This window comes from Nocardioides sp. HDW12B (assembly GCF_011299595.1).
GTDB lineage: Bacteria > Actinomycetota > Actinomycetes > Propionibacteriales > Nocardioidaceae > Marmoricola_A.
In genome coordinates this window covers 3655638-3675762 of record NZ_CP049867.1, presented here as the reverse complement: position 1 = coordinate 3675762, position 20125 = coordinate 3655638, and the positions used below count along the sequence as shown (strand labels likewise).

General features: G+C 74.0%; 22 protein-coding genes. 14 read left to right on the top strand and 8 right to left on the bottom strand.

What is annotated here, in order from left to right:
- The first annotated feature begins 5 nt into the window (after positions 1–5).
- The gene (locus G7072_RS17195; protein ID WP_166088525.1) at positions 6–2015 is read left to right on the top strand and encodes a biotin carboxylase N-terminal domain-containing protein; all 2010 of its coding nucleotides are present in this window, start codon (positions 6–8) and stop codon (positions 2013–2015) included.
- Positions 2015–2935, top strand: coding sequence for a hydroxymethylglutaryl-CoA lyase (locus G7072_RS17190; protein ID WP_166088523.1), 921 nt, complete (start codon positions 2015–2017; stop codon positions 2933–2935). Before G7072_RS17195 ends, G7072_RS17190 begins: the two co-directional genes overlap by 1 nt.
- 7 nt (positions 2936–2942) lie before the next feature.
- On the opposite strand, the gene G7072_RS17185 is transcribed toward G7072_RS17190, so the two are convergent.
- A complete protein-coding gene (locus tag G7072_RS17185) occupies positions 2943–4034 on the bottom strand; it encodes a hypothetical protein (RefSeq protein ID WP_166088521.1) in 1092 nt (363 codons plus the stop codon).
- Positions 4035–4064: 30 nt separating this feature from the next.
- Positions 4065–4742, bottom strand: a complete 678-nt coding sequence (locus G7072_RS17180) for an EcsC family protein (protein ID WP_240917015.1) — start codon at positions 4740–4742, stop codon at positions 4065–4067.
- Between the two features lie 105 nt (positions 4743–4847).
- On the opposite strand from G7072_RS17180, the gene aat reads away from it, so the two are divergent.
- On the top strand, positions 4848–5537 hold the full coding sequence (aat, locus tag G7072_RS17175) for a leucyl/phenylalanyl-tRNA--protein transferase (protein WP_166088519.1): 690 nt from the start codon (positions 4848–4850) through the stop codon (positions 5535–5537).
- 6 nt (positions 5538–5543) lie between these two features.
- Here the strand turns inward: aat and G7072_RS17170 are convergent, their stop codons facing one another.
- From G7072_RS17170 to G7072_RS17160, 3 genes are read right to left on the bottom strand one after another with little or no spacing between them, the layout of a single operon-like run.
- Entirely contained in the window at positions 5544–5714 is a 171-nt protein-coding gene (locus G7072_RS17170; RefSeq protein ID WP_166088516.1) for a hypothetical protein, read from the bottom strand.
- Positions 5715–5770: 56 nt separating this feature from the next.
- Positions 5771–6589: a sulfite exporter TauE/SafE family protein gene (locus G7072_RS17165; RefSeq protein ID WP_166088514.1), complete on the bottom strand. Its 819-nt coding sequence runs from the start codon at positions 6587–6589 to the stop codon at positions 5771–5773.
- 5 nt (positions 6590–6594) lie between these two features.
- Complete coding sequence (locus tag G7072_RS17160) at positions 6595–8016, bottom strand: MBL fold metallo-hydrolase (RefSeq protein ID WP_166088512.1); 1422 nt, start codon at positions 8014–8016, stop codon at positions 6595–6597.
- A gap of 152 nt (positions 8017–8168) precedes the next feature.
- Between G7072_RS17160 and G7072_RS17155 the strand changes: the two genes are divergently transcribed.
- The 3 genes from G7072_RS17155 (at position 8169) to G7072_RS17145 (ending at position 9925) form a co-directional block, all read left to right on the top strand.
- Positions 8169–8435: a metal-sensitive transcriptional regulator gene (locus G7072_RS17155; protein ID WP_166088511.1), complete on the top strand. Its 267-nt coding sequence runs from the start codon at positions 8169–8171 to the stop codon at positions 8433–8435.
- A 33-nt stretch (positions 8436–8468) separates the two neighbouring features.
- On the top strand, positions 8469–9134 hold the full coding sequence (locus tag G7072_RS17150) for a DUF4396 domain-containing protein (RefSeq protein WP_166088509.1): 666 nt from the start codon (positions 8469–8471) through the stop codon (positions 9132–9134).
- A 74-nt stretch (positions 9135–9208) separates the two neighbouring features.
- Positions 9209–9925 carry a DUF4396 domain-containing protein gene (locus G7072_RS17145; RefSeq protein ID WP_240917014.1) on the top strand — a complete coding sequence of 239 codons (717 nt, stop codon included), beginning with the start codon at positions 9209–9211 and terminating at the stop codon, positions 9923–9925.
- 10 nt (positions 9926–9935) lie between these two features.
- Here G7072_RS17145 and G7072_RS17140 read toward each other — a convergent pair whose 3' ends face one another.
- Positions 9936–10343 (bottom strand): DUF1232 domain-containing protein, encoded by a 408-nt coding sequence (locus G7072_RS17140; protein WP_166088507.1) that lies wholly within the window; start codon positions 10341–10343, stop codon positions 9936–9938.
- Between the two features lie 14 nt (positions 10344–10357).
- Here G7072_RS17140 and G7072_RS17135 point away from each other — a divergent pair, with 14 nt between their 5' ends.
- Entirely contained in the window at positions 10358–11215 is an 858-nt protein-coding gene (locus G7072_RS17135) for an aminoglycoside phosphotransferase family protein (RefSeq protein WP_166088505.1), read from the top strand.
- Here the strand turns inward: G7072_RS17135 and G7072_RS17130 are convergent.
- Entirely contained in the window at positions 11208–12080 is an 873-nt protein-coding gene (locus tag G7072_RS17130; protein WP_166088502.1) for an Fpg/Nei family DNA glycosylase, read from the bottom strand. The two genes, G7072_RS17135 and G7072_RS17130, sit on opposite strands and share 8 nt — an antisense overlap.
- Positions 12081–12190: 110 nt before the next feature.
- On the opposite strand from G7072_RS17130, the gene G7072_RS17125 reads away from it, so the two are divergent.
- Entirely contained in the window at positions 12191–13384 is a 1194-nt protein-coding gene (locus G7072_RS17125; protein WP_166088499.1) for an ATP-binding protein, read from the top strand.
- Positions 13377–13952: a DUF1990 domain-containing protein gene (locus G7072_RS17120; protein ID WP_240917013.1), complete on the top strand. Its 576-nt coding sequence runs from the start codon at positions 13377–13379 to the stop codon at positions 13950–13952. Before G7072_RS17125 ends, G7072_RS17120 begins: the two co-directional genes overlap by 8 nt.
- A 10-nt stretch (positions 13953–13962) precedes the next feature.
- Here G7072_RS17120 and G7072_RS17115 read toward each other — a convergent pair whose 3' ends face one another.
- Positions 13963–14625 carry a TetR/AcrR family transcriptional regulator gene (locus G7072_RS17115; RefSeq protein ID WP_166088497.1) on the bottom strand — a complete coding sequence of 221 codons (663 nt, stop codon included), beginning with the start codon at positions 14623–14625 and terminating at the stop codon, positions 13963–13965.
- An 81-nt stretch (positions 14626–14706) separates the two neighbouring features.
- Between G7072_RS17115 and G7072_RS17110 the strand changes: the two genes are divergently transcribed.
- The 5 genes from G7072_RS17110 to G7072_RS17090 all read left to right on the top strand — a co-directional run bounded on the left by G7072_RS17110 (position 14707) and on the right by G7072_RS17090 (position 20120).
- Entirely contained in the window at positions 14707–15255 is a 549-nt protein-coding gene (locus tag G7072_RS17110) for a dihydrofolate reductase family protein (protein ID WP_166088494.1), read from the top strand.
- A 31-nt stretch (positions 15256–15286) separates the two neighbouring features.
- Positions 15287–15772 (top strand): SRPBCC family protein, encoded by a 486-nt coding sequence (locus tag G7072_RS17105; RefSeq protein WP_166088492.1) that lies wholly within the window; start codon positions 15287–15289, stop codon positions 15770–15772.
- 174 nt (positions 15773–15946) lie between these two features.
- Entirely contained in the window at positions 15947–17611 is a 1665-nt protein-coding gene (locus G7072_RS17100) for a hypothetical protein (RefSeq protein WP_166088490.1), read from the top strand.
- 104 nt (positions 17612–17715) lie between these two features.
- Complete coding sequence (locus G7072_RS17095; protein WP_166088489.1) at positions 17716–19914, top strand: carbon starvation CstA family protein; 2199 nt, start codon at positions 17716–17718, stop codon at positions 19912–19914.
- Positions 19911–20120 carry a YbdD/YjiX family protein gene (locus G7072_RS17090; protein WP_166088488.1) on the top strand — a complete coding sequence of 70 codons (210 nt, stop codon included), beginning with the start codon at positions 19911–19913 and terminating at the stop codon, positions 20118–20120. Before G7072_RS17095 ends, G7072_RS17090 begins: the two co-directional genes overlap by 4 nt.
- The last annotated feature ends 5 nt before the right edge of the window (positions 20121–20125 follow it).

The window sequence follows — 20125 nt, the reverse complement described above, 5'->3', positions numbered from 1 at the left end:
CGCCGATGACTGACGTGGTCCCGACAGGCTCGACCGCCGCCCCCAGCACCCCGCGGCCCCTGCGCGCCCTGCTCGTCGCCAACCGGGGCGAGATCGCGCTGCGCGTCATCCGCTCCGCCCGCGCCCGGGGGCTGCGGACCGTCGCGGTCTTCTCCGACGCCGACCGGGACGCCCCGCACGTGCGGGCGGCCGACGCCGCGGTGCACCTCGGGCCGACGCCGGCCACGTCGTCGTACCTCTCGGTCGAGCGGATCATCGACGCCGCGCGAGACTCGGGAGCCGACGCCGTCCACCCCGGCTACGGGTTCTTGTCAGAGCGAGCAGAATTCGCCCGCGCGGTCACCGAGGCCGGCCTGACCTTCGTCGGCCCGTCGGCCGACGTCATGGACGCGATGGGTCGCAAGGACCGGGCGCGCGAGATCGCCGAGCGCGCCGGGGTGCCGGTCGTGCCGCGGGTCGAGGTGGTGGTCTCGACAGGCTCGACCGACGCGGGCGCGGCCGTCGACGCCTTCCCGGTGCTGGTCAAGGCCGCCTCCGGCGGCGGCGGCAAGGGCATGCGCATCGTCCGCGACCCGGCCGAGCTCGAGGGAGCGCTGGCCGCGGCGCGTCGCGAGGCGGCCTCGGCGTTCGGCGACGACACCCTGCTCGTGGAGCGGTACGTCGAGCGCGGCCGCCACGTCGAGGTGCAGGTGCTCGCCGACTCCCACGGCCACGTCGTCCACCTGTTCGAGCGCGACTGCTCGGCCCAGCGGCGCCACCAGAAGGTCCTCGAGGAGGCCCCGGCCCCGGGGCTGTCCGAGGCGGCCCGGCGCACCCTCCTCGACTCGGCGGTCGCCCTGACGCGCGAGGTCGGCTACGAGAACGCCGGGACCGTCGAGTTCCTCGTCGCCGGCGACGAGGGCTCCGAGGAGGTGTACTTCCTCGAGATGAACACCCGACTCCAGGTCGAGCACCCCGTCACCGAGCTCGTCGTCGAGGTGGCCGGGCGACCGCTGGACCTCGTCGACCTCCAGCTCCGGGTCGCGGCGGGGGAGGAGCTGGGCTTCACCCAGGACGACGTCCGCTGCGTGGGACACGCCATCGAGGCCCGCGTCTACGCCGAGGACGCCTTCGGTGGCTTCCTGCCCCAGGCCGGCACGGCGTCGATCGTGCGCTGGCCGGCATCCGCCCGCGTCGACGCGGCGCTGGAGAGCGGCCAGACGGTGACGTCGGCCTACGACCCCATGCTCGGCAAGGTGATCGCCCGCGGCAGCGACCGCGAGGGTGCCCGTCAGGCCCTGGTCGCCGCGCTGGACCGCACCGCCGTGCTGGGCCTGACCACCAACACCGGCTTCCTGCGGGCCCTCGCGGCCTCCGACGCCTTCCGCGACAGCCAGGTCGACACCGCCTGGCTGGACCGGCACGACGTGGCGGCCCCCGACGTCGACACCGCCCGCGTGATCGCCGCCTGGACCGACGCCCTCGTCACCGTGATGACCGCGCCGGCCGGGCCCTTCGCCCCCGACGGCTGGCGCCTCGGGGCCGACGCGGCCCCGGTGCTGGTCGAGCTCGACCGCGAGCTGGTCGTCGACCTCGCCGCCGGGACCGTCACCGACGGCGGCACCACCCGGGCCGTCACCCAGCTCTCGGCGGCGAACCACGAGGTCGTGCTCGACCTCGACGGCCGCCGCCACACCGCGGTCGTCAACGCCCAGGCGCACGGGGTGGAGCTGTCCTGGCGCGGGCAGCGCTTCGTCTTCGCCCGCGTCGACCCCTTCGCCGCCGACGGCGCCGAGGTCGGGGACGGCACGCTGACCGCCCCCATGCCCGGCACCGTGCTGGCGGTCTCCGTCGCGCCCGGCGACCGGGTCGAGGAGGGGGCCGAGCTCGGCGTCCTCGAGGCCATGAAGATGGAGCTGACCCTGCGCGCGCCGTTCGCCGGCTCCGTCGCCGAGGTCGGCGCCGCCGCCGGCGACCAGGTGGCGCTGGGCGCCACGCTGTTCGTGGTGGCCCTCGACGAGGGCGAGGAGGGCTGATGCGCGAGCCGACGACGGTCCGGCAGGACGGGCTGCCCGAGCGGGTGACGATCTACGAGGTCGGGCCGCGCGACGGGCTGCAGAACGAGTCCGCCGTGGTGCCGGTCGAGGTCAAGGCCGAGCTGATCACCCGCCTCCAAGCGGCCGGGCTGCCGGTCGTCGAGGCCACGAGCATGGTGCACCCGCGGTGGGTGCCGCAGCTGGCCGACGCCGAGGAACTGCTCGGACGGCTCGACCACGTCGAGCGCCTGCCCGTGCTGGTGCCCAACGAGCGCGGCCTCGACCGGGCGCTCGCCGCCGGCGTGCGGCACGTCGCGGTCTTCGGCAGCGCCACCGAGACCTTCGCCCGGCGCAACCTCAACCGGTCCTGGGACGAGCAGTTCGCCATGTTCGAGCCGGTGGTGGCGCGGGCTCTCGCCGAGGGCGTCGACGTGCGCGCCTACGTCTCGATGTGCTTAGGCGACCCGTGGGAGGGCGAGGTGGCCCTCGACCGGGTCGTCGAGACCGGCCGGCGACTTCTCGACCTCGGTGCCTACCAGCTGTCCCTGGGCGACACGATCGGCGTCGGCACCCCCGGCCACGTCACCGCCCTCCTCGACGCCTTCAACGCCGCCGGCACCGGTGACGACCTGCTGGCGGTGCACTTCCACGACACCTACGGCCAGGCCCTGGCCAACGCGTACGCCGCGCTCGCGCACGGCGTCACGACGTACGACGCGAGCGCCGGCGGCCTGGGCGGCTGCCCGTACGCCGAGTCGGCCACCGGCAACCTGGCGACCGAGGACCTGGTCTGGATGCTGCACGGTCTCGGCGTCGCCACCGGGGTCGACCTGGAGGCGCTGGTGGCCACCAGCCGGTGGCTCGAGGGCCACCTGGGGCGGCCGAGCCCGAGCCGGGTCGTCCGCGCGCTCGCCCCCTGAGGTCGGCCTAGCGGACGCGGATCCGCCGCACGGCGCGTGACATCCGCGCGAGCGGCGTGGAGGCGGGGTCGGGCCGGCTCGCGGCCTCGAGCACGGCACCCGTGAGCGCGGTCATCGCCGCCTCGCGGACGACCCGGGGCCGGGGCTTGTCGGGGTCGTGCCACGTCTCGGTCGCGGGTGGGAAGACCGGGCGCAGGTCCTCGAGGTCGCCGATGACGTCGATGCCCGACTCACGCACGTGGGCGATCCACCCGTCGGCGGTCTCGCGCGCCCAGTCGCGGTGGCGCGGACCGAGCACGGCCCGGCGCATGTCGGAGCGCTGGGCCAGCACCTGCTGGGCGAGGTGCTCGCGCACCAGCGGTCCGTAGGCCTCGCCGCCGAGGTTGGAGCGCTTGAGCCGCTTGTTGAGGTCGCGCAGGACGGCGATCTCCTCGATGCCGAGAGAGACGTTGGCCCGCCCGCCGACCGGCTCACCGATCGTCGGGTCGATGCCGCAGGCGTGGCAGAAGCGGCGCCACAGCTCCTCGCGGTCCGAGCCCGACGGCGGCAGCGTGATGAGGTGGACCCGCTCGGGGGGCAGGTGCTGGCCCCATCGACGCAGCACGTCGGGCAGGCTGTGGACCCGCCAGAACCACAGGTCGGAGTCCACCTGGTCGCGGGTGCGGACCAGGCGCGTGTAGGCGCGGAAGGTGCGCCGGCTGCGGTGCTTGACGCTCTCCTGCCACTCGGCCGGGATCTGGCGGCCCAGGTCGCGGGCGGAGTAGACGACGTGGACCTCCGCGTCGCCGAACGCCGTGAGCGCGCGGGCCGCCTGCTCGGCCGTGGCGCTGGCGAGGATCTCGTGGCTGATGACCGCCGTGCCGCGCACGCGCCGGGCGCGGGCGGTGAGGGCGTCCCACTCGCCGTGCACCTGGCTGCGCTGTCCGCCCCAGGGCCGGTCGATGAGGTCCAGCGCACCGACGAACATGTCCTGGCGCAGGCCCGAGGGGTAGTGGATCCCGTGGCGCGCGAGCGCCTCGCGGTTCTGGTGCAGACGCCCCTGCAGATAGGTGGTCCCGGTCTTGGGTGCACCCACGTGCAGGTGGACGACGTCGGCCATGGCGGCATTGTGCCGCACCGGCCCGGCAGGTCAGCGGGCGCGGGGGGCGAGCTCGCGGGTGGCGTAGCGGCCGATCTGCCAGGTCGAGTAGCCGTCGGAGCCGGCGCCGTAGAAGCCGCCGGCGATCGGGACGCGGCGCGCCACCGTCTTCGCGGCGCGCTTGCCGACCACGCGGGTCACCAGCGCGTTGGTGACCTCGCCCGCGATCATCGAGTCGAGGCTGGCGTCGTGGGTCGGGGCCGTGGCGATGACCATCGGCGGGCCGGGGATGCGGCGCTTCTTGACCAGGCCCTTGACGGTGTCCTCGCCCAGCATCGTCAGCAGGACCGCGTTGCGGACCCGGGGGTCGTCGAGGTCGTAGCCGCGCAGGTGCGCGATGCCCGCCACCATCCGGCACTGGAGCACGGCGAGCCCGGAGATGTTGGCCGGCACGGTGGCGGCCATCGTGACGAGGCCGCCGATGTTGGTGACGAAGCCCTGGGCGGCCGAGAGGCGGACGTGGTTCTCGATGACCTCGTGGATGCCTTTCTCCACGTCGCCGCCCTGCTCGCGCAGCTGCTTCTCCGCGGCCTGGGCGGCCGGGGGCAGGGGCCCGACACCGCTGATGGCGCGGGCCAGGGTCTGGTGGATGAAGGTCCGGTTGGCGTTGGGGGCGACGCGGTGGACGTCGGGGATCAGCTTGCCGGCGATCGCGCTGCGCACGCTCACGTGGGGTCTCTCCTGGGGATCGGGTGCGGGACGGGTCTTACGCCGTAAGCCTGCCCCGCCCGAGGGCGTGCCAATCCGCGCGCCCGACCGACCACAATGGCGTGCATGCCCCACGACCTCGCGCCGACGCCGTGGGCCTTCCCCGACCTCGGCGAGCTCGAGCGGGCCGGCCGGCTGCCCGACGACGACCTGCTGGCCACCGGTGCGGACCTTGAGCCCGCGACCCTGGTCGCGGCCTACCGGGCGGGCCTGTTCCCCATGCCCGACGGGCCCCGGGGGCGGCGGATCGGGTGGTGGTCGCCGGTCGAGCGCGGCATCCTGCCGCTCGACCGGCTGCGGGTGACGCGGTCGATGCGCCAGTCGGCGCGGCGGTTCGAGGTCCGCGTCGACACGGCGTTCGACCGCGTCGTGGAGGCCTGCGCGGACCCTGGTCGCTCGGGCGGCTGGATCAGCCCCGCCATCCGGCAGTCGTACGGCGCCCTGCACGCGCTGGGGTGGGCGCACTCGGTCGAGTCGTGGCAGGACGGCGAGCTCGTCGGAGGCCTGTACGGCGTCGCGATCGGGGGGCTCTTCGCGGGGGAGTCGATGTTCCACCACGCCCGCGACGCCTCGAAGGTCGCCCTCATGGGCCTGGTCGACCTGCTGCGCGACGAGCACGCGGACGCCCGCCTGCTCGACGTGCAGTGGCAGACCGAGCACCTCGCGTCGCTCGGCGTACTCGGGGTCTCCCGGGAGGAGTACCTCACCCGGCTCGGGCGGGCGCTCGCCGTACCCCTGCCGGAGCCGTGGCGCTGAGGCGGCTCAGCGCCCGGTGACGCGGCTCCAGAAGCCGCTGCCGGGTGCCTTCTCGGTCGTCTCGTGACTGGGGCACCACTGGTCGGCGGGGACGGCGGCCCTGACCTGGGCGACGTGCTGGCCGCAGCCGGCCCAGGTGGTGTTGCCGCAGGTCCGGCAGGGGGTGGGACGGCACATGGGGGTGGTTCCTCTCGGGTGGGATGGTGGTGGGTGGTGGTGTGCAGGTGAGGTGGTCAGACGACGGCGGGGAGGGCCTGCGCGGCGGTGCCGGCAGCGACGACGAGCACGAGGCCGGTGAAGGCCGCGGACAGCTGGGTGGGACAGGCGCGGGCGGCGACGCGGGCCCCGACCACGGCGGCGAGCACGGAGGCCACGGTGAGCGCCGCGACGACGCCCCAGTCGGGCTGCACCCCGGCCCCGGCGCGTACGACGAGCGCGGCCGCGCTGGTGATCGTGATGACCACCAGCGACGTGCCGGCGGCGTGGGTCATGGGCACCTTGAGGGCCAGCACGAGCGCGGGCACGACGAGGAAGCCACCGCCGACGCCGAGGAAACCGGTCAGCAGGCCGACGACGGTGGCGGTGACGAGCACCTTGAGCGCCTGCGGGCAGTTGCAGAAGAAGGTGGGGCTGACGGTGATGATCGGGTCGTCGAGGATGGGGCGGGTGTCGCGGTCGGACCCCCGACCGCGCACCAGCCGGGTGACCATGACCCCGCCGACGACCAGGAGCAGCAGCGCGAAGGCGGCCATGAGCACAGGCTCCGGGACGTGCGCCGAGGCCAGGGCCCCCAGCGCTGCTCCGCCGATGGCGACGACCCCGAAGGTGAGGCCGCGGGCTAGCAGCACCGTGCCCTGGCGGTGCGCCGTGGCGGCGGCCAGCAGCGAGGTCAGCCCGACCACCACCAGCGACCCGGTGGTGGCCTGGGCCGGTGACTGGTCGAGCAGGTAGACGAGCACCGGCACGGCGAGGATGGAGCCGCCGCCGCCGAGCGCCCCCAGGCTCAGGCCGATGAGGGCGCCCGCGACGAGGGCGAGCGCGAGGGAGGTCACGGGACTCAGGCCGCCGAGCCGTCGGCGGTGTCGTCGGTGTCGGTCTCGGGGCCGACCAGGTGCAGCCCGACCTCCTCGGCGTGGGCGAAGCTGTCGTCGATCGCGACGAGCGTCCGCCCGGCGGCGTGCAGGACCGAGGCGGCGACCGAGGCCCGGTAGCCGCCGGCGCAGTGCACCCAGACCTCGCCCGCGGGTACGTCGTCGACCCGCGCGACGAGCTCGTGCAGCGGCACGTTGACGGCCCCGGCGATGCGGGCAGTCTCGTGCTCGTCGGCGCGGCGGACGTCGAGCACGACGACCTCGCGGTGGTGACGGACCTGGGCCAGGTCGGCGAAGGTCGCGGTCGGGAAGGACACGACCTCGTCGCGCCCGCCGACGGTCCAGTCCTCGGGGCCGCCGACGGCCTGGGCCTCGAGCCGGTCGATGCCGATCCGGACGAGCTCGCGCTGGGCGGTGGCCACGTCGTCGGCGCTCTCGCCCAGGACCGTGAGCGGGGTGCCCCACGGGATGAGCCAGCCGAGGTAGGTCACGAAGCCGCCGTCGAGGCCGAAGTTCAGCGTGCCGGGCGCGTGGCCCGCGGCGAAGGCGGTCCGGTTCCGCAGGTCGACGACCCACTCGCCGGCCTCGATGCGGCGGCGCAGCTCCTCGGCGTCGGCGACGTGCGGCGGGGTGAGGTCGGGGGCGGCGGGGCCGGCGGCGTTGGCCGGGGCCATGTGGGCGTAGTAGGCCGGCCACGCGCCCAGGCCGTCGAGCAGCTCGCGGACGTAGGTCTCCTCGTCCTGGGTCAGGACCGGGTTGACCTCCTTCTCGCGCCCGATCGTGGACGCGGTCGCGTCGGACTGGGTGGCGGAGCAGAACGAGCCGAAGCCGTGGGTCGGGAAGACGCCGGCGTCGTCGGGCAGGACCTCCGCGAGCCGCTGGGCCGAGGCGTGCTGGTGGCGGACCAGCGCGTCGGTGTGCTCGGCGCCGAGCAGGTCGGGGCGGCCGGTGGCGCCGAAGAGCAGCGAGCCGCCGGTGAAGACGCCGACCTGCTCGGCCCCCTCGCCGACCTCGTCGACCTCGCCCAGCGCGTAGGAGAGGTGGGTGAAGGTGTGGCCCGGCGTGGCCAGCGCGGTGATCCGCAGGCGGCCGGCCGCGACGGTCTCCCCGTCGGCGATGGGGGTCCGGTCGAAGGAGACCTCGTCGGCGCCGTTGACGACGTACGCCGCTCCGGTCGCCTCCGCGAGCGCGAAGCCACCGGTGACGTAGTCGTTGTGGAGGTGGGTCTCGAAGACGTGGGTGAGGCGGACGTCGTGCTCGGCGAGCAGGTCGGTGACGCGGTCGATGTCGCGCTGCGGGTCGACGACGACGGCGACCTCGCCGTCGTGCACGAGGTAGCTGCGGTCGCCCAGGGTCGGGGTCTCGACGGGGACGATGGTCAGGCTCATGCGGGTCGGTCCTCTCGGGGTCGGGCGGTGTCAGCGGCAGTGCGGATTAACCCCCCGGGGGGTTATGACGAAGACGTTAGCACAACCCCCCGGGGGGATGTACAGTTGAGGACCTGCCGACGTCCCACCACCCGCAGGAGAGCAGGACAGACATGGAGCTCGAGCCCACCGAGATCAAGGCGATCATCACGCGCATGAAGCGCGCCCACGGTCACCTCGGCAGCGTCATCCGCATGATGGAGGAGGGCTCCTCCTGCGAGCAGGTGCTGACCCAGCTCGCCGCGGTCAACAAGGCGCTGAGCCGCAGCGGCTACGCCATCGTGGCGACCGGGCTGCAGCAGTGCATGACCGAGAACGACGGCTCCCTCGACCCGGTCGACGCCGCGAAGATGGAGAAGCTCTTCCTGTCGCTGGCCTGAGCACCTGGGAGGGCGCTCGTAGCATCTGCCGACATGGACATGCAGATGGTGAACCGGGTCCCCGACTGGGTCACGCCGATCGCCTGGATCTTCCTCGTGCTGGCCGTCGTGAGCGCCGTCGTGATCACTGTGGACGTCGCCCGCGGTCGGCGGCACGGCTCGGTGGCTGCCGACCTGGTGTGGGTCGCCGCGGCGCTCTACCTGGGCCCGGCCGCGGTGGTCCTGCACCGCCGCCACGTCGCCCGCACGGCCGACGCCACGCGCGACTCGGAACCGTCGCCGGCGGAGGTCGGCCTGCCGGGTGGTGGCGCCTCGGCGGTCGCCCACCTGGTCGGCGTACCGCTCGTGATCGCCTCGGGCCTGACCATCGCGGGCATCGACCTGTGGGTGATGATCATCGTCATCGGGGTCCTCGCTGTCGCCCTCCTGCTCGGCTACGAGCTGCTCGCGGGTCGCGCCCACGGTGCCGGGCGGCGTCCGCCACTCGCACGCGCCGCGGGTGCAGCGGTCCTCACGGTGCTGGCCTTCGACGTCGGCATGGGCGGCTGGATGGTGGTGCTGCACTACAACGAGCTGATGCCGCCGGCGACCGAGGGCAGCTTCTGGTTCCTCATGCAGCTCGGGATCCTGCTCGGGCTGCTCACCGGCTACCCGGCGGCGCGGTGGCTGGTCGAGCGGGGCCGGAGCGTCCCGGCCTGAGGCGTCTGGACCGCGATTGACGCATATACCCCCTGGGGGTACCTTGGTGGAGAATCCACCGAAGGAGCACGGCCATGCACGCGACGTCGCACCCTGAGCACCAGCACCCCGCCGACCACGCTGTCGAGCACCCCGACCACCCCGACCACCCCGACCACGCCGGGCACGGGTCCGACGACGGGGTGAACACCATGGCGCTGAGCGCCACGCTGCACTGCCTCACCGGGTGTGCCATCGGCGAGATCCTCGGTCTCGTCATCGGCACCGCGATCGGGCTGAGCACCGGCTGGACGATCGTGCTGGCGGTGGGCCTGGCCTTCCTCTTCGGCTACGCGCTCTCGACGCTGCCGCTGCTGCGGGCGGGACTCGGCCTGGGCAGCGCCCTCGCCGTGGTGCTCGCCGCCGACACCCTGTCGATCGCGACGATGGAGCTGGTGGACAACCTCGTGATGGCTCTCATCCCCGGCGCGATGGACGCCGGTCTGGTGAACCCGGTGTTCTGGGTGGCGATGATGATCGCGCTGACCGCGGCCTTCTTCGCCGCCTACCCGGTCAACCGGCACCTGCTCCGGCGCGGCAAGGGCCACGCCCTCACCCACGGCTACCACGCGTCCGGTCCGGTGACCGGCGCGCGCCGCTTCATCCCCGACCTGTCGACCGCCACGCTGGTCGCGGCGATCACCGCGTTCATGATCGGCGGGCTGGTGGTCTCGGCCGCCGAGGAGCTCGGGGTCGGCGGCGGCGTCCACGCAGCGCCGGCTCCCGGATCGGTGCCGGCCGCGGTCTCCTGAGTCTTCCCGGTCAGCCGGGGACGCGGGCGAGCCGCTTGAGCGCGGTGAGGCCCTGCGGGGTCCCGGGCCAGTGCCGGTCGAGGACCTCCGGCCCGGCCGCCCTCACGACCGACCGCAGCGCGAGGGCCACGACGACGGCGTCGTCGGCGTAGCCGACCACCGGGATCACGTCGGGCACCAGGTCGAGCGGCATGAGCAGGTAGCCGAGCAGCAGGACCAGCCGCACCCGGACGCCACGGGGCACGTCCGGGTCGGTGCTCAGGCGCCGGAGCAGCCGCACCACGTCCGGGACGAGCCGCAGGACCTCGCGCCAGGTCGTCGGGTCGCCCTCGCGACGGGCCACGACGTACAGGGTGGCGACGAGCGCCACCCAGAGCAGGGTGAGGCCCGCGAGCACACCGACGACCGTCTCCCGCATGCGAGCATCCCAGCATGCCGAGCCACGAGGACGCCCTCGCCTGGGCCGAGGAGCACCTGGGTCCGGTGACGGACGTCCGGGCGCTGGAGGGCGGACGGACCTCGACCATGCTCGCGCTGACCCCGCGCGACGGCGAGTCAGCGGTCCTGCGGCTGATGACCGAGGAGCCCTGGCGCACCCACGGCGTCGAGCTGACGACCCGCGAGCGCGACACGCAGCGGCTGCTCGACGACACGCCCGTCCCGGCGCCGCGCACGCTCGCCCTCGATGCCACGGGGGTGCGGTGCGGTCAGCCGGCGCACCTCATGACCCGGCTGCCGGGCCGCCTCGAGCTCCAGCGGTCCGACGCCGCCTCGCTCGGGCTGCTGGCCGACCTGCTCGTCGTCGTGCACGAGGTCGAGCCGAGCGTCGACGTCCGGACCTTCCAGTCGTGGGCGTGGGAGGCGAAGTACGTCGTCCCGGCCTGGGCGAGCGACCCGGGCCCGTGGGAGGACGCCTTCGCGCTGCTGCGCACTCCCGTGCCGACGTACGACCGGACCTTCCTGCACCGCGACTTCGGGCCGCACAACGTGCTCTGGGCGGACGGGCGGGTGAGCGGTCTCGTCGACTGGGTCGAGACCTCGGTCGGCCCGGCCTGGCTCGACGTCGCGCACGCGGCGACGAACCTCGCGCTGCGCCACGGCAACGCGGTGGCCGACGCGTTCGCGGCGGCGTACGTCGAGCGGACGGGGCGGGTGCCGGAGCCCTACCTCGACGTGATGGACGTCGTGGGGTTCCTGCCGCCGCCGGGGCGCGCGTCCCTGGTCACCGACCCGCCCCAGCTGGCCCGCCTCGACGAACGGCTCCGCGCCGTGCTGGCCCGGGTCACTTGAGCAGGCGGGACATCCGGCGGTCGGCGAGCGGCTTGCCGCCCGTCTGGCAGGTGGGGCAGTACTGCAGGGACGAGTCGGCGAAGGAGACCTCGCGGACCGTGTCTCCGCAGACCGGGCAGGGCTTGCCGGTCTGCGCGTGGACGGCGAGGTTCGACTTCTTCTCGCCCTTGAGGTCGGCCGCCGCGAGGCCCGAGGAGCGCTCGACGGCCGCGCCCAGGACCTCGCGAATGGCGGTGTAGAGGGTCTGCAGCGCCTCCGGCTCCTCGGCGATCGAGAGCGCGGGCTTGAACGGCGACATCTTCGCGGCGTGCAGCAGCTCGTCGGAGTAGGCGTTGCCGATGCCGGCGACGATCGACTGCTGGCGCAGCACACCCTTGACCTGGGCGCGGCCGGCGTCGCGCAGGATCTGCTCGAGGACCTCGATGGTGAAGGCGTCGTCGAGCGGGTCGGGGCCGAGACGCTCGACGCCGGGCACCTGGGCCGGGTCGGTGACGACGTACATCGCGAGGCTCTTCTTGGTGCCCGCCTCGGTGAGGTCGAGGCCCGAGTCGTCGTCGAGCACGATGCGCGCGGCGATAGGCGACTTGTTGCTCGGCCGCGGCGGGGTCTTCGGCACCTCGTCGCGCCAGCGGATCCAGCCTGCGCGCGCCAGGTGGACCACGAGGTGGATGCCGGAGGCGTCGATGTCGAGGAACTTCCCGTGCCGCTCGACGCCGTCGACCATCGTGCCGTGCAGCGCCGACAGCGGCGGGTCGTAGGTCTTGAGCGCGGCGAAGGCGGCCAGGTCGACGCGCGCGATGGCGCGACCGTCCAGTCGGCGTCGCAGGTCCTGGACCAGCGCCTCGACCTCGGGCAGCTCGGGCATGGCGCCATCCTAGGAGCGGCCCCCGACGGCAGGGAGGCTTCCGCGACACACGATGCCGCTCGCTACGTCAATCTAGGGCTGGCACTAGATTCGGGGATAGTTTCCTGTGCATGGACCCGATCCGGAATCCCTACGCGCCCGGCGCCGGTCAGCGACCGCCCGAGCTGGCCGGTCGTGACCGCGAGCTCGCCGCCTTCGACGTCACCCTCGAGCGGGTGGCCGCGGGCCGTCCCGAGCGCAGCATGGTCGTCAGCGGGCTGCGCGGCGTCGGCAAGACGGTGCTGCTCAACGCCCTGCGCGGCCAGGCCGTGTCGCGCGCGTGGGGGACCGGCAAGATCGAGGCCCGCCCCGACCAGTCGCTGCGGATCCCGGTCGCCCAGGCCGTGCACGCCGCGGTCCGCGAGGTCGCGCACCGCCACCGCGACCCCGACCGGGTCGACGCGGTCGCCGGGGTCCTCAAGTCGTTCGCGCTGCGCACCGAGCTGAAGGACCGCAAGGGCTTCCGCTGGGCGCCCCCCAGCGACGTACCGGCGGCGAAGGGGCGCGCCGACTCCGGCGACCTCGAGCTCGACCTCATCGAGCTGTTCACCGACGTCGGCGAGCTCGGCCGCGACCTCGGCGTCGGGCTCGGGCTGTTCGTCGACGAGATGCAGGACGTCGCCTCGGCCGAGCTCGCCGCGATCTGCGGCGCCGTCCACGAGGTCAGCCAGCAGAACGCGCCCGTGCTCGTCGTCGGCGCAGGCCTGCCGCACCTGCCGGTGGTGCTGTCGGCGGCCAAGTCATACGCCGAGCGCCTGTTCCGCTACGTCGCCGTCGACAGGCTCCCGCGCGACATGGCCGACCGGGCGTGGCTGCGACCGGCGGCGTCGGAGGGCGTCGACTTCGAGCCGGCGGCGCTGGACCGCCTCTACGAGCTGACCGACGGCTACCCCTACTTCGTGCAGGCCTACGGCAAAGCGACCTGGGACGCCGCCGTCGAGAACCCGGTGACCGTGGCCGACGTCGAGGAGGCCGCGCCCGAGGCGGAGGCGGAGCTGGCGGTCGGCTTCTTCGGTGCCCGCTACGAGCGCGCCACCCCGGCCGAGCGCGACTACATGCGCACCATGGCCGAGCTCGGCGCCGACCGCGAGACCGAGCAGGTCACCACGGCCGACGTCGCGAAGGCGCTGGCCCGCAAGCCGCAGTCGCTGAGCCCGGCGCGCGACGGTCTCATCAAGAAGGGGCTGGTGTTCTCCTCCGAGCGAGGCGCCGTGGCCTTCACCGTGCCGCACTTCGGGGCCTTCCTGCGGGCGCAGCATGCCTGAGTGCCGCGGCGCCGGCGCCAGTGCCGGTGCCGGGCGGATGTCGGCGGCGGAGCTCGCCGGGTGGCGCGACGCGCCCCTGACGTACGACGCTCCTGGGTGCACGCTCGGCGGGCAGGCGCCCCCGGGCTTCGACCGGCTGGACGAGCGCTTCCTGCTGCGCCGCCGCGACCTCGACGGGGCAGCGGCCGACCTGTTCTCCTGGCGTGCGCAGACCGGCGCCGGCCTGCGGGTGCGGGCCTCGGAGGTGCCGCTCGAGCTCGGCACCGTCGTGCTGCTGCGCATCGGTCTCGGGCCGCTCGGCGTGACCGCGCCCTGCCAGGTGGTGCAGGTGGTGGACGAGCCGGACCGACGTGGCTTCGCCTACGGCACCCTGCCCGGCCATCCGGAGTCGGGGGAGGAGCTCTTCGTGCTGGAGCGGCGCGGCGACGGTGCGTTGGAGCTCGCGGTCACTGCCTTCTCGCGCCCGGCGTCGCTCGCGACGCGGGTCGGCGGACCCGTGGCCCGGAGGGCGCAGCGCTGGATGGCCGCCCGGTACGCCGCGGGGATCGACGTCGCCCCGGACGCCTGACGGGCCCTGATCAGCGCTCGTGAGCGGCGGCCGTGCCGTCGGCGCCACCCGTGACGCCGGCGATGACGGCGTCGACCGCGGCCGCGGCCAGGGCCCGCACCGCTGGGTCGGGGACGGTGCGCAGCGGGCCGTGGATGGCGAGCTCGGCGAAGCCGTGCACGGTCGACCAGCACGCCCACAGCGCCGCGGTGTGCGCGGCGGGCTCGACCAGGCCCGCTGCGACGAGGCCGTCCAGCGCCTCGACGAGCAGCAGGTACGGCGCCGGCTCGCGCGCGGCCACGCCCTCCGGTCCGGGCTGCTGGTGCTCGCGGGCGGCGAAGAACGCCACGGCGAACCAGCCCGGCTCGGACCGGGCGAACTCGACGTACCCGAGGCCGACGGCGCGCAGCAGGTCGCGCGCCCGCTCGCCGGGGTCGGCGATCTCGCTGCGGGCGTGCGCGCGCATCTGCGTCGCCATGCGGAGCATCACCTCGTCGGCCACCGCGCCGAGGAGCGCGTCGCGGTCCGCGAAGTGCCGGTAGGCGGCGTTCGGCGAGACCCCCGCGTCGCGCGTGACCACCCGCAGCGCCAGCCCGTCGGGGCCGGCGTGGCGGGTGCGCGCCAGCGCGGCGTCCACGAGGGCCCGCCGGAGGTCGCCGTGGTGGTAGCGGCGGCCGCTCGTCGTCGCCTGCACCCCTTGACCTCCCGGCCCGCGTCATGTGTACGGTGTGAACATTATCAAGGTGGACCTCCCGACGCGACCGGAGGAGCAGACGTGCGGCTCGTCATCAACCAGAACATGACCCTGGACGGCGCCGTCGAGATGCTCGACGACTGGTTCGACCCCGGCGACCAGGATCCGGAGATGGTCGCGCTGCTGCAGGAGCACGACAGGCGTTGCGACGGCGTCCTGCTCGGGCGGCAGACGTTCCTCGACTTCCGCGGCTACTGGCCGCAGCAGACCGACGACGCGAGCGGCTCGGCGGCCTTCCTCGACGCCGTCGAGAAGTACGTCGTCACCACCACGCTCACCGACCCGGAGTGGCAGAACACCACCCTGCTCGCCGGCGATCCCGTCGACGAGGTGCGCCGGCTGAAGGAGCTGCCGGGCGGCGAGCTCCTCCTCACCGGCAGCATCACGCTCGCCCACACGCTCATCGCGGCCGGCCTGGCCGACGAGTTCCGCCAGATCGTCTTCCCCGCCGTGCAGGGTCGCGGTCGACGGTTCTTCCCCGACGGCTACGTCGTGCCCCGCCTGGAGCGGGTCGGCGCGGCCGCGTTCTCCAGCGGCATCTCCTACGCCGCCTACGTGCCCGCCCCCTGACCCGACCCGTCGCCTGACCCGAGGAGCCCGCATGTCCGACCAGCCCGCCACCAGCGACCGCATCACCGCGACCCGCACCGTGGCCGCCGGGGCCGACGAGGTCTTCGCGGTCCTCGCCGATCCCGCCCGACACCCGGACACCGAGCCCGGGGACTGGGTGAGGGCCGCGCGCGACCCGCAGCCGATCACCGGCGTCGGGCAGGTCTTCGGGATGGACATGCACCACCCGAGCGTCGGCGACTACGTCATCCACAGCGCCGTCACCGTCTTCGAGCCGGGTCGTGCGATCGCCTGGCAGCCGGGCCAGTACGACGAGCAGGGGGCCTGGGGCTCGGGTGGCTGGTGGTGGCGCTACGACCTGGAGCCGGTCGGGGACGGCACCCGGGTGTCGCTGAGCTACGACTGGGCGGACGTGCCCGAGCCGGTCCGCGAGAGCTTCGGGGGCTTCCCGGTCATCCCGCCGGGATTCCTGGACGAGTCGCTCGCGGCGCTCGACGCCGCCGTGGCGCCCCGCTGACCCGGTAGCGCCCGGGGCGTCCGGGGGCGCCCAGGCGAGGCTTGACGGCATTGTGTCGGAGGTCGAACGTATGTTCGATCCATGAAGAGGACGGACCCGTCACCGGAGCAGCGTGAGGACGTGTCGCGCGCTGCGAGCGCGGCGACCGCGCAGCCGTGTTCGGAGGCGAGGTCGGTGCCGGACGACCGCGTCGGACCCGAGGCGCTCGGCTCGATCCTCGACCTCGACGGCGCCGGGACCCTGGCGCACATCCGGGCCGGGCGGCGCACGGCGTGGCGCGTCGAGGCGGAGCAGATGGTGGCCGCCACCCACTGGGCCGACCTGCACCGGCTGCCGACGCCGGCCGACGACGACGACCATCCGACCCTCGGGTCGCTCTCGCGGGAGACCGCGCGCCTGCTCGGTGACGGCGTCAACGGCACGGAGGGCATGACGTGGGCGACGACGCCCGCGCCCGACGGCGACGACCGTGGTGCCTCCACGTCCGCCGGGCCGGGGCAACCGGGCATCGAGGGGGTCCTGCGCTTCCTGGGCGAGGGTGCCTACCTGGTCCGGGAGTTCGCGGTCACCGAGCTGGCCACCACCCTGGCGATGAACGAGGCCGGCGCCCGCCGCTACCTCGGGCAGGCGCTGGAGTGCCGCGACCGGCTGCCCCGCACCTGGACCCAGGTGCTCGCCGGTGCGGTGCCGGCCTGGAAGGCGCGTCAGATCGCCCAGCTCACCCTGCCGCTCAACGCGGCCGCGGCGCGGTTCGTCGACCTCTCGCTGCACCACGTCGCCGGCCGGATCGGCATCGTGCGGATCACGCGGGCCGTCGAGGCGGCGGTCCTGCGCTACGACCCCGACCTGGCGGCTGAGCAGGCCGAGCGGGCCGCCGAGCGGCGAGGCGTCTGGGTCGGTCCCGACCGGGGCTCGATCGAGGACGCGGACGGCCGCAGCGGGCTCGCGCGGGTCGACGCCCTCGTGGACACGCCGGACGCCGAGGCGTTCGAGCTGGCGGTCGCCGACATCGCCGCGGCACTCCACACGTTGGGCGACGACGACCCGCTGGCCGTCCGTCGTGCGAAGGCGGTCGGCATCCTGGCCGACCCGCAGCACGCCCTCGAGGTCGCCGGCGCCGCCCGGACCGATCCGGCGGTGGACCCCCTGACCGGGACGACGCGCCGCCGACCCCGGCGCCGGGGTCCCGTCGCGGGTCGCTCGCTCGTCATCGACCTCCACCTGCACCTCACGTCGCCCCCGTGCACCGAGCGGTCCGGGGAGGGAGAGGGCGGCACCGGCACCGGCACCGGCACCGGCACCGGCACCGGCAGCGGCAGCGGCGTCGCGCCGTCCGACGCGGTGCCGAGCTGTCCCGTCGGGCCGGTGGTCCGCGACGGCCAGCTGCGCCCGGTCTCGCGCGCAGCGACGGAGCGCTGGTTGAGCCAGCTGGCGCCGGGCGCGCTGGTCCGGGTGCGGCCGGTGCTGGACCTGGACGACGACGCCGCGGTCGACGCGCACGAGGTCCCCCGGGCCGTCGCCGACCAGGTCGACGAGCGTGACCTGACCTGCCAGTTCCCGTGGTGCGGGCGCCGGGCCCGACCCGGCACCGCCGACCGCGACCACATCGAGCCCTACGTGCCGCCCGACGAGGGCGGGCCCCCCGGCCAGACCAGCGCGGTCCGGCTCGCGCGGCTGTGCCGCTACCACCACCGGGTCAAGACCCACGGCGGGTGGCGATACCGGCGCGGTCCCGACGGCGGTCTGACCTGGGTCAGCCCGCACGGCCAGTGCTACCGCGTCGACCGTCTCGGCACCTCCCGCCTCGACGTGCCCGGACCGGAGCCCGATCCCGACTGAGCCTCGGAGCCGGGGGCGCGCTGTCGTAGGGTGCTGAGCGCGGGCAGGTCACGTTCTGCGTCGGTCTGCCCCTTCTGCGCCCGCCGCTCGGAACCGGAGGCACCATGACGACGTCCACCTCGACCCGGCCCGCGAACGACCCGTCACCGGGGGGCTCGTCCCGCACCTCGCCGGCCAAGCTCGCTGCCTGGGGGGCGGTGGCGCTCGTCGGCGCCGCCTGCTGGGCCGTCCTCGCCCTGAGCCGGGGCGAGGAGGTGTCGGCGCTGTGGATCCTGTTCGCCGCGATCTCGTCGTACCTGATCGCCTACCGCTTCTACTCGCGCTTCATCGCGCGGCGCGTGCTGAAGCTCGACAACACCCGCGCGACCCCGGCGGAGCGGCTGGAGAACGGCACCGACTTCGAGGTCACCGACCGTCGCGTCCTCTACGGCCACCACTTCGCCGCCATCGCGGGCGCCGGTCCGCTCGTCGGTCCGGTGCTCGCGGCGCAGATGGGCTACCTGCCGGGCACGATCTGGATCGTCGCCGGCGTCGTGCTCGCCGGAGCCGTCCAGGACATGGTCACGATGTTCCTGTCGATGCGCCGCGACGGGAAGAGCCTGGGCCAGATGGTCCGCGAGGAGATCGGCGTCGTCGGCGGCACCGCGGCGCTCATCGCCGTCTTCGCGATCATGATCATCATCCTGGCCGTGCTGTCGCTGGTCGTGGTCAACGCGCTGGCCGAGTCGCCGTGGGGCGTCTTCTCGATCGGCCTCACCATCCCGATCGCGCTGTTCATGGGCTTTTACCTCCGCTTCCTGCGCCCCGGCCGGGTCATGGAGGTCACCGGCATCGGCGTCGTGCTGCTCCTGCTGGCGATCGTGCTCGGCGGGGTCGTCGAGGGGTCGAGCTGGGCCGAGCCGCTGACGCTGTCCCCGGAGACCCTCACGATCGCGCTGGTCGTCTACGGCTTCATCGCCTCGATCCTCCCGGTCTGGATGCTGCTGACCCCGCGCGACTACCTGTCGACGTTCATGAAGATCGGCGTCATCCTGCTGCTGGCCGTGGGCATGGTCCTGGCCCAGCCGACGCTGCAGAACGAGGCGGTCACCTCCTTCGCCACCGAGGGCAACGGCCCGGTCTTCGCCGGCAAGCTCTTCCCGTTCCTATTCATCACGATCGCCTGCGGGGCGCTGTCCGGCTTCCACGCCCTCATCGCCTCGGGCACCACCCCGAAGATGCTGGCCAAGGAGAGCCACGTCCGCATGGTCGGCTACGGCGGCATGCTCATGGAGTCGTTCGTCGCCATCTCCGCACTGATCGCGGCCTCGGTCATCGACCAGGGCCTCTACTTCGCCATCAACGCCCCGGCCGCCATGACCGGCGGCACGGTCGAGGGCGCCGCGGAGTTCGTGGGCACGCTCGGCTTCTCCATCACCCCCGACCAGCTGCAGGCCGCGTCCGCCTCGGTGGAGGAGGAGCTGGTCTCGCGCACCGGCGGCGCGCCGACGCTCGCCTTCGGCATCTCCCAGATCTTCAGCGAGGCCTTCGGGGGTGGGCTGGCGGCGTTCTGGTACCACTTCGCGATCATGTTCGAGGCGCTGTTCATCCTCACCGCCGTCGACGCCGGCACCCGCGTGGGCCGCTTCATGCTGCAGGACACCATCGGCAACGTGTGGCCCAAGTTCGGCGACACCTCGTGGAAGCCGGGCTCCTGGATGGCCTCGGCCGCGGTCGTGCTCGCCTGGGGCTACATGCTCTACGTCGGCGTCACGGACCCGCTGGGCGGCATCAACCAGCTCTTCCCGCTGTTCGGCATCGCCAACCAGCTGCTGGCCGCGATCGCGCTGACCCTGTGCGTGACGCTCTTCTGCAAGCACGGCTGGTGGAAGTACGTCTGGGTGCCCGCCGTCCCGCTCGTCTGGGACCTCGTCGTCACCATGACGGCCAGCTACCAGAAGGTGTTCTCCGACAACCCCGCCATCGGCTACCTCGCGCAGGCCGACCGCTACCGGGAGGCCCGCGACGCCGGCGAGGTGCTCGCACCTGCCACGGAGGCCGCGCAGATGGACACCGTCATCACCAACTCCACCGTGAACGCCGTCCTCCAGGCCAGCTTCGCGCTGCTGGTGATCGTCATCGTCGCCAACGCCGCGCTGATCTGGTTCAAGGCGGCCAAGGCCGGCTCCCTGCCCACCACCGAGGTGCCGAAGACGGAGTCGCGCGTCGTCGCGCCGGCCGAGTTCCTCGCCACCGACGAGGAGAAGAAGGCCGAGGCCGAGTGGCGGGCCTCCCACGACCGCGCGACACCGGTGGGCTCGTGAGCGCGTCGACCGCCGGCGCGACGGCTCCGGTACGCCGAGCGCTGGCCGGCCTGCGCTGGTACGCCCGCCAGCTCAGCGGCGAGGCCAAGTGGGACGACTACCTCGCCGCCTGCGAGCGCCGCGGCGAGGAGCCGATGACGCGCCGCGCCTTCGAGCGTCACCGTGACCAGCACCGGGAGCGATCCACCCAGGGTCGCTGCTGCTGAGGACC

Bases quoted from the DNA above. Each gene is read 5' to 3' on its own strand.
- G7072_RS17195 (WP_166088525.1), top strand. From the start codon at position 6: ATGACTGACGTGGTCCCGACAGGCTCGACCGCCGCCCCCAGCACCCCG.
- G7072_RS17190 (WP_166088523.1), top strand. From the start codon at position 2,015: ATGCGCGAGCCGACGACGGTCCGGCAGGACGGGCTGCCCGAGCGGGTG.
- G7072_RS17185 (WP_166088521.1), bottom strand. From the start codon at position 4,034: ATGGCCGACGTCGTCCACCTGCACGTGGGTGCACCCAAGACCGGGACC.
- aat (WP_166088519.1), top strand. From the start codon at position 4,848: ATGCCCCACGACCTCGCGCCGACGCCGTGGGCCTTCCCCGACCTCGGC.
- G7072_RS17170 (WP_166088516.1), bottom strand. From the start codon at position 5,714: ATGTGCCGTCCCACCCCCTGCCGGACCTGCGGCAACACCACCTGGGCC.
- G7072_RS17160 (WP_166088512.1), bottom strand. From the start codon at position 8,016: ATGAGCCTGACCATCGTCCCCGTCGAGACCCCGACCCTGGGCGACCGC.
- G7072_RS17155 (WP_166088511.1), top strand. From the start codon at position 8,169: ATGGAGCTCGAGCCCACCGAGATCAAGGCGATCATCACGCGCATGAAG.
- G7072_RS17150 (WP_166088509.1), top strand. From the start codon at position 8,469: ATGGACATGCAGATGGTGAACCGGGTCCCCGACTGGGTCACGCCGATC.
- G7072_RS17145 (WP_240917014.1), top strand. From the start codon at position 9,209: ATGCACGCGACGTCGCACCCTGAGCACCAGCACCCCGCCGACCACGCT.
- G7072_RS17140 (WP_166088507.1), bottom strand. From the start codon at position 10,343: ATGCGGGAGACGGTCGTCGGTGTGCTCGCGGGCCTCACCCTGCTCTGG.
- G7072_RS17135 (WP_166088505.1), top strand. From the start codon at position 10,358: ATGCCGAGCCACGAGGACGCCCTCGCCTGGGCCGAGGAGCACCTGGGT.
- G7072_RS17130 (WP_166088502.1), bottom strand. From the start codon at position 12,080: ATGCCCGAGCTGCCCGAGGTCGAGGCGCTGGTCCAGGACCTGCGACGC.
- G7072_RS17125 (WP_166088499.1), top strand. From the start codon at position 12,191: ATGGACCCGATCCGGAATCCCTACGCGCCCGGCGCCGGTCAGCGACCG.
- G7072_RS17120 (WP_240917013.1), top strand. From the start codon at position 13,377: ATGCCTGAGTGCCGCGGCGCCGGCGCCAGTGCCGGTGCCGGGCGGATG.
- G7072_RS17105 (WP_166088492.1), top strand. From the start codon at position 15,287: ATGTCCGACCAGCCCGCCACCAGCGACCGCATCACCGCGACCCGCACC.
- G7072_RS17095 (WP_166088489.1), top strand. From the start codon at position 17,716: ATGACGACGTCCACCTCGACCCGGCCCGCGAACGACCCGTCACCGGGG.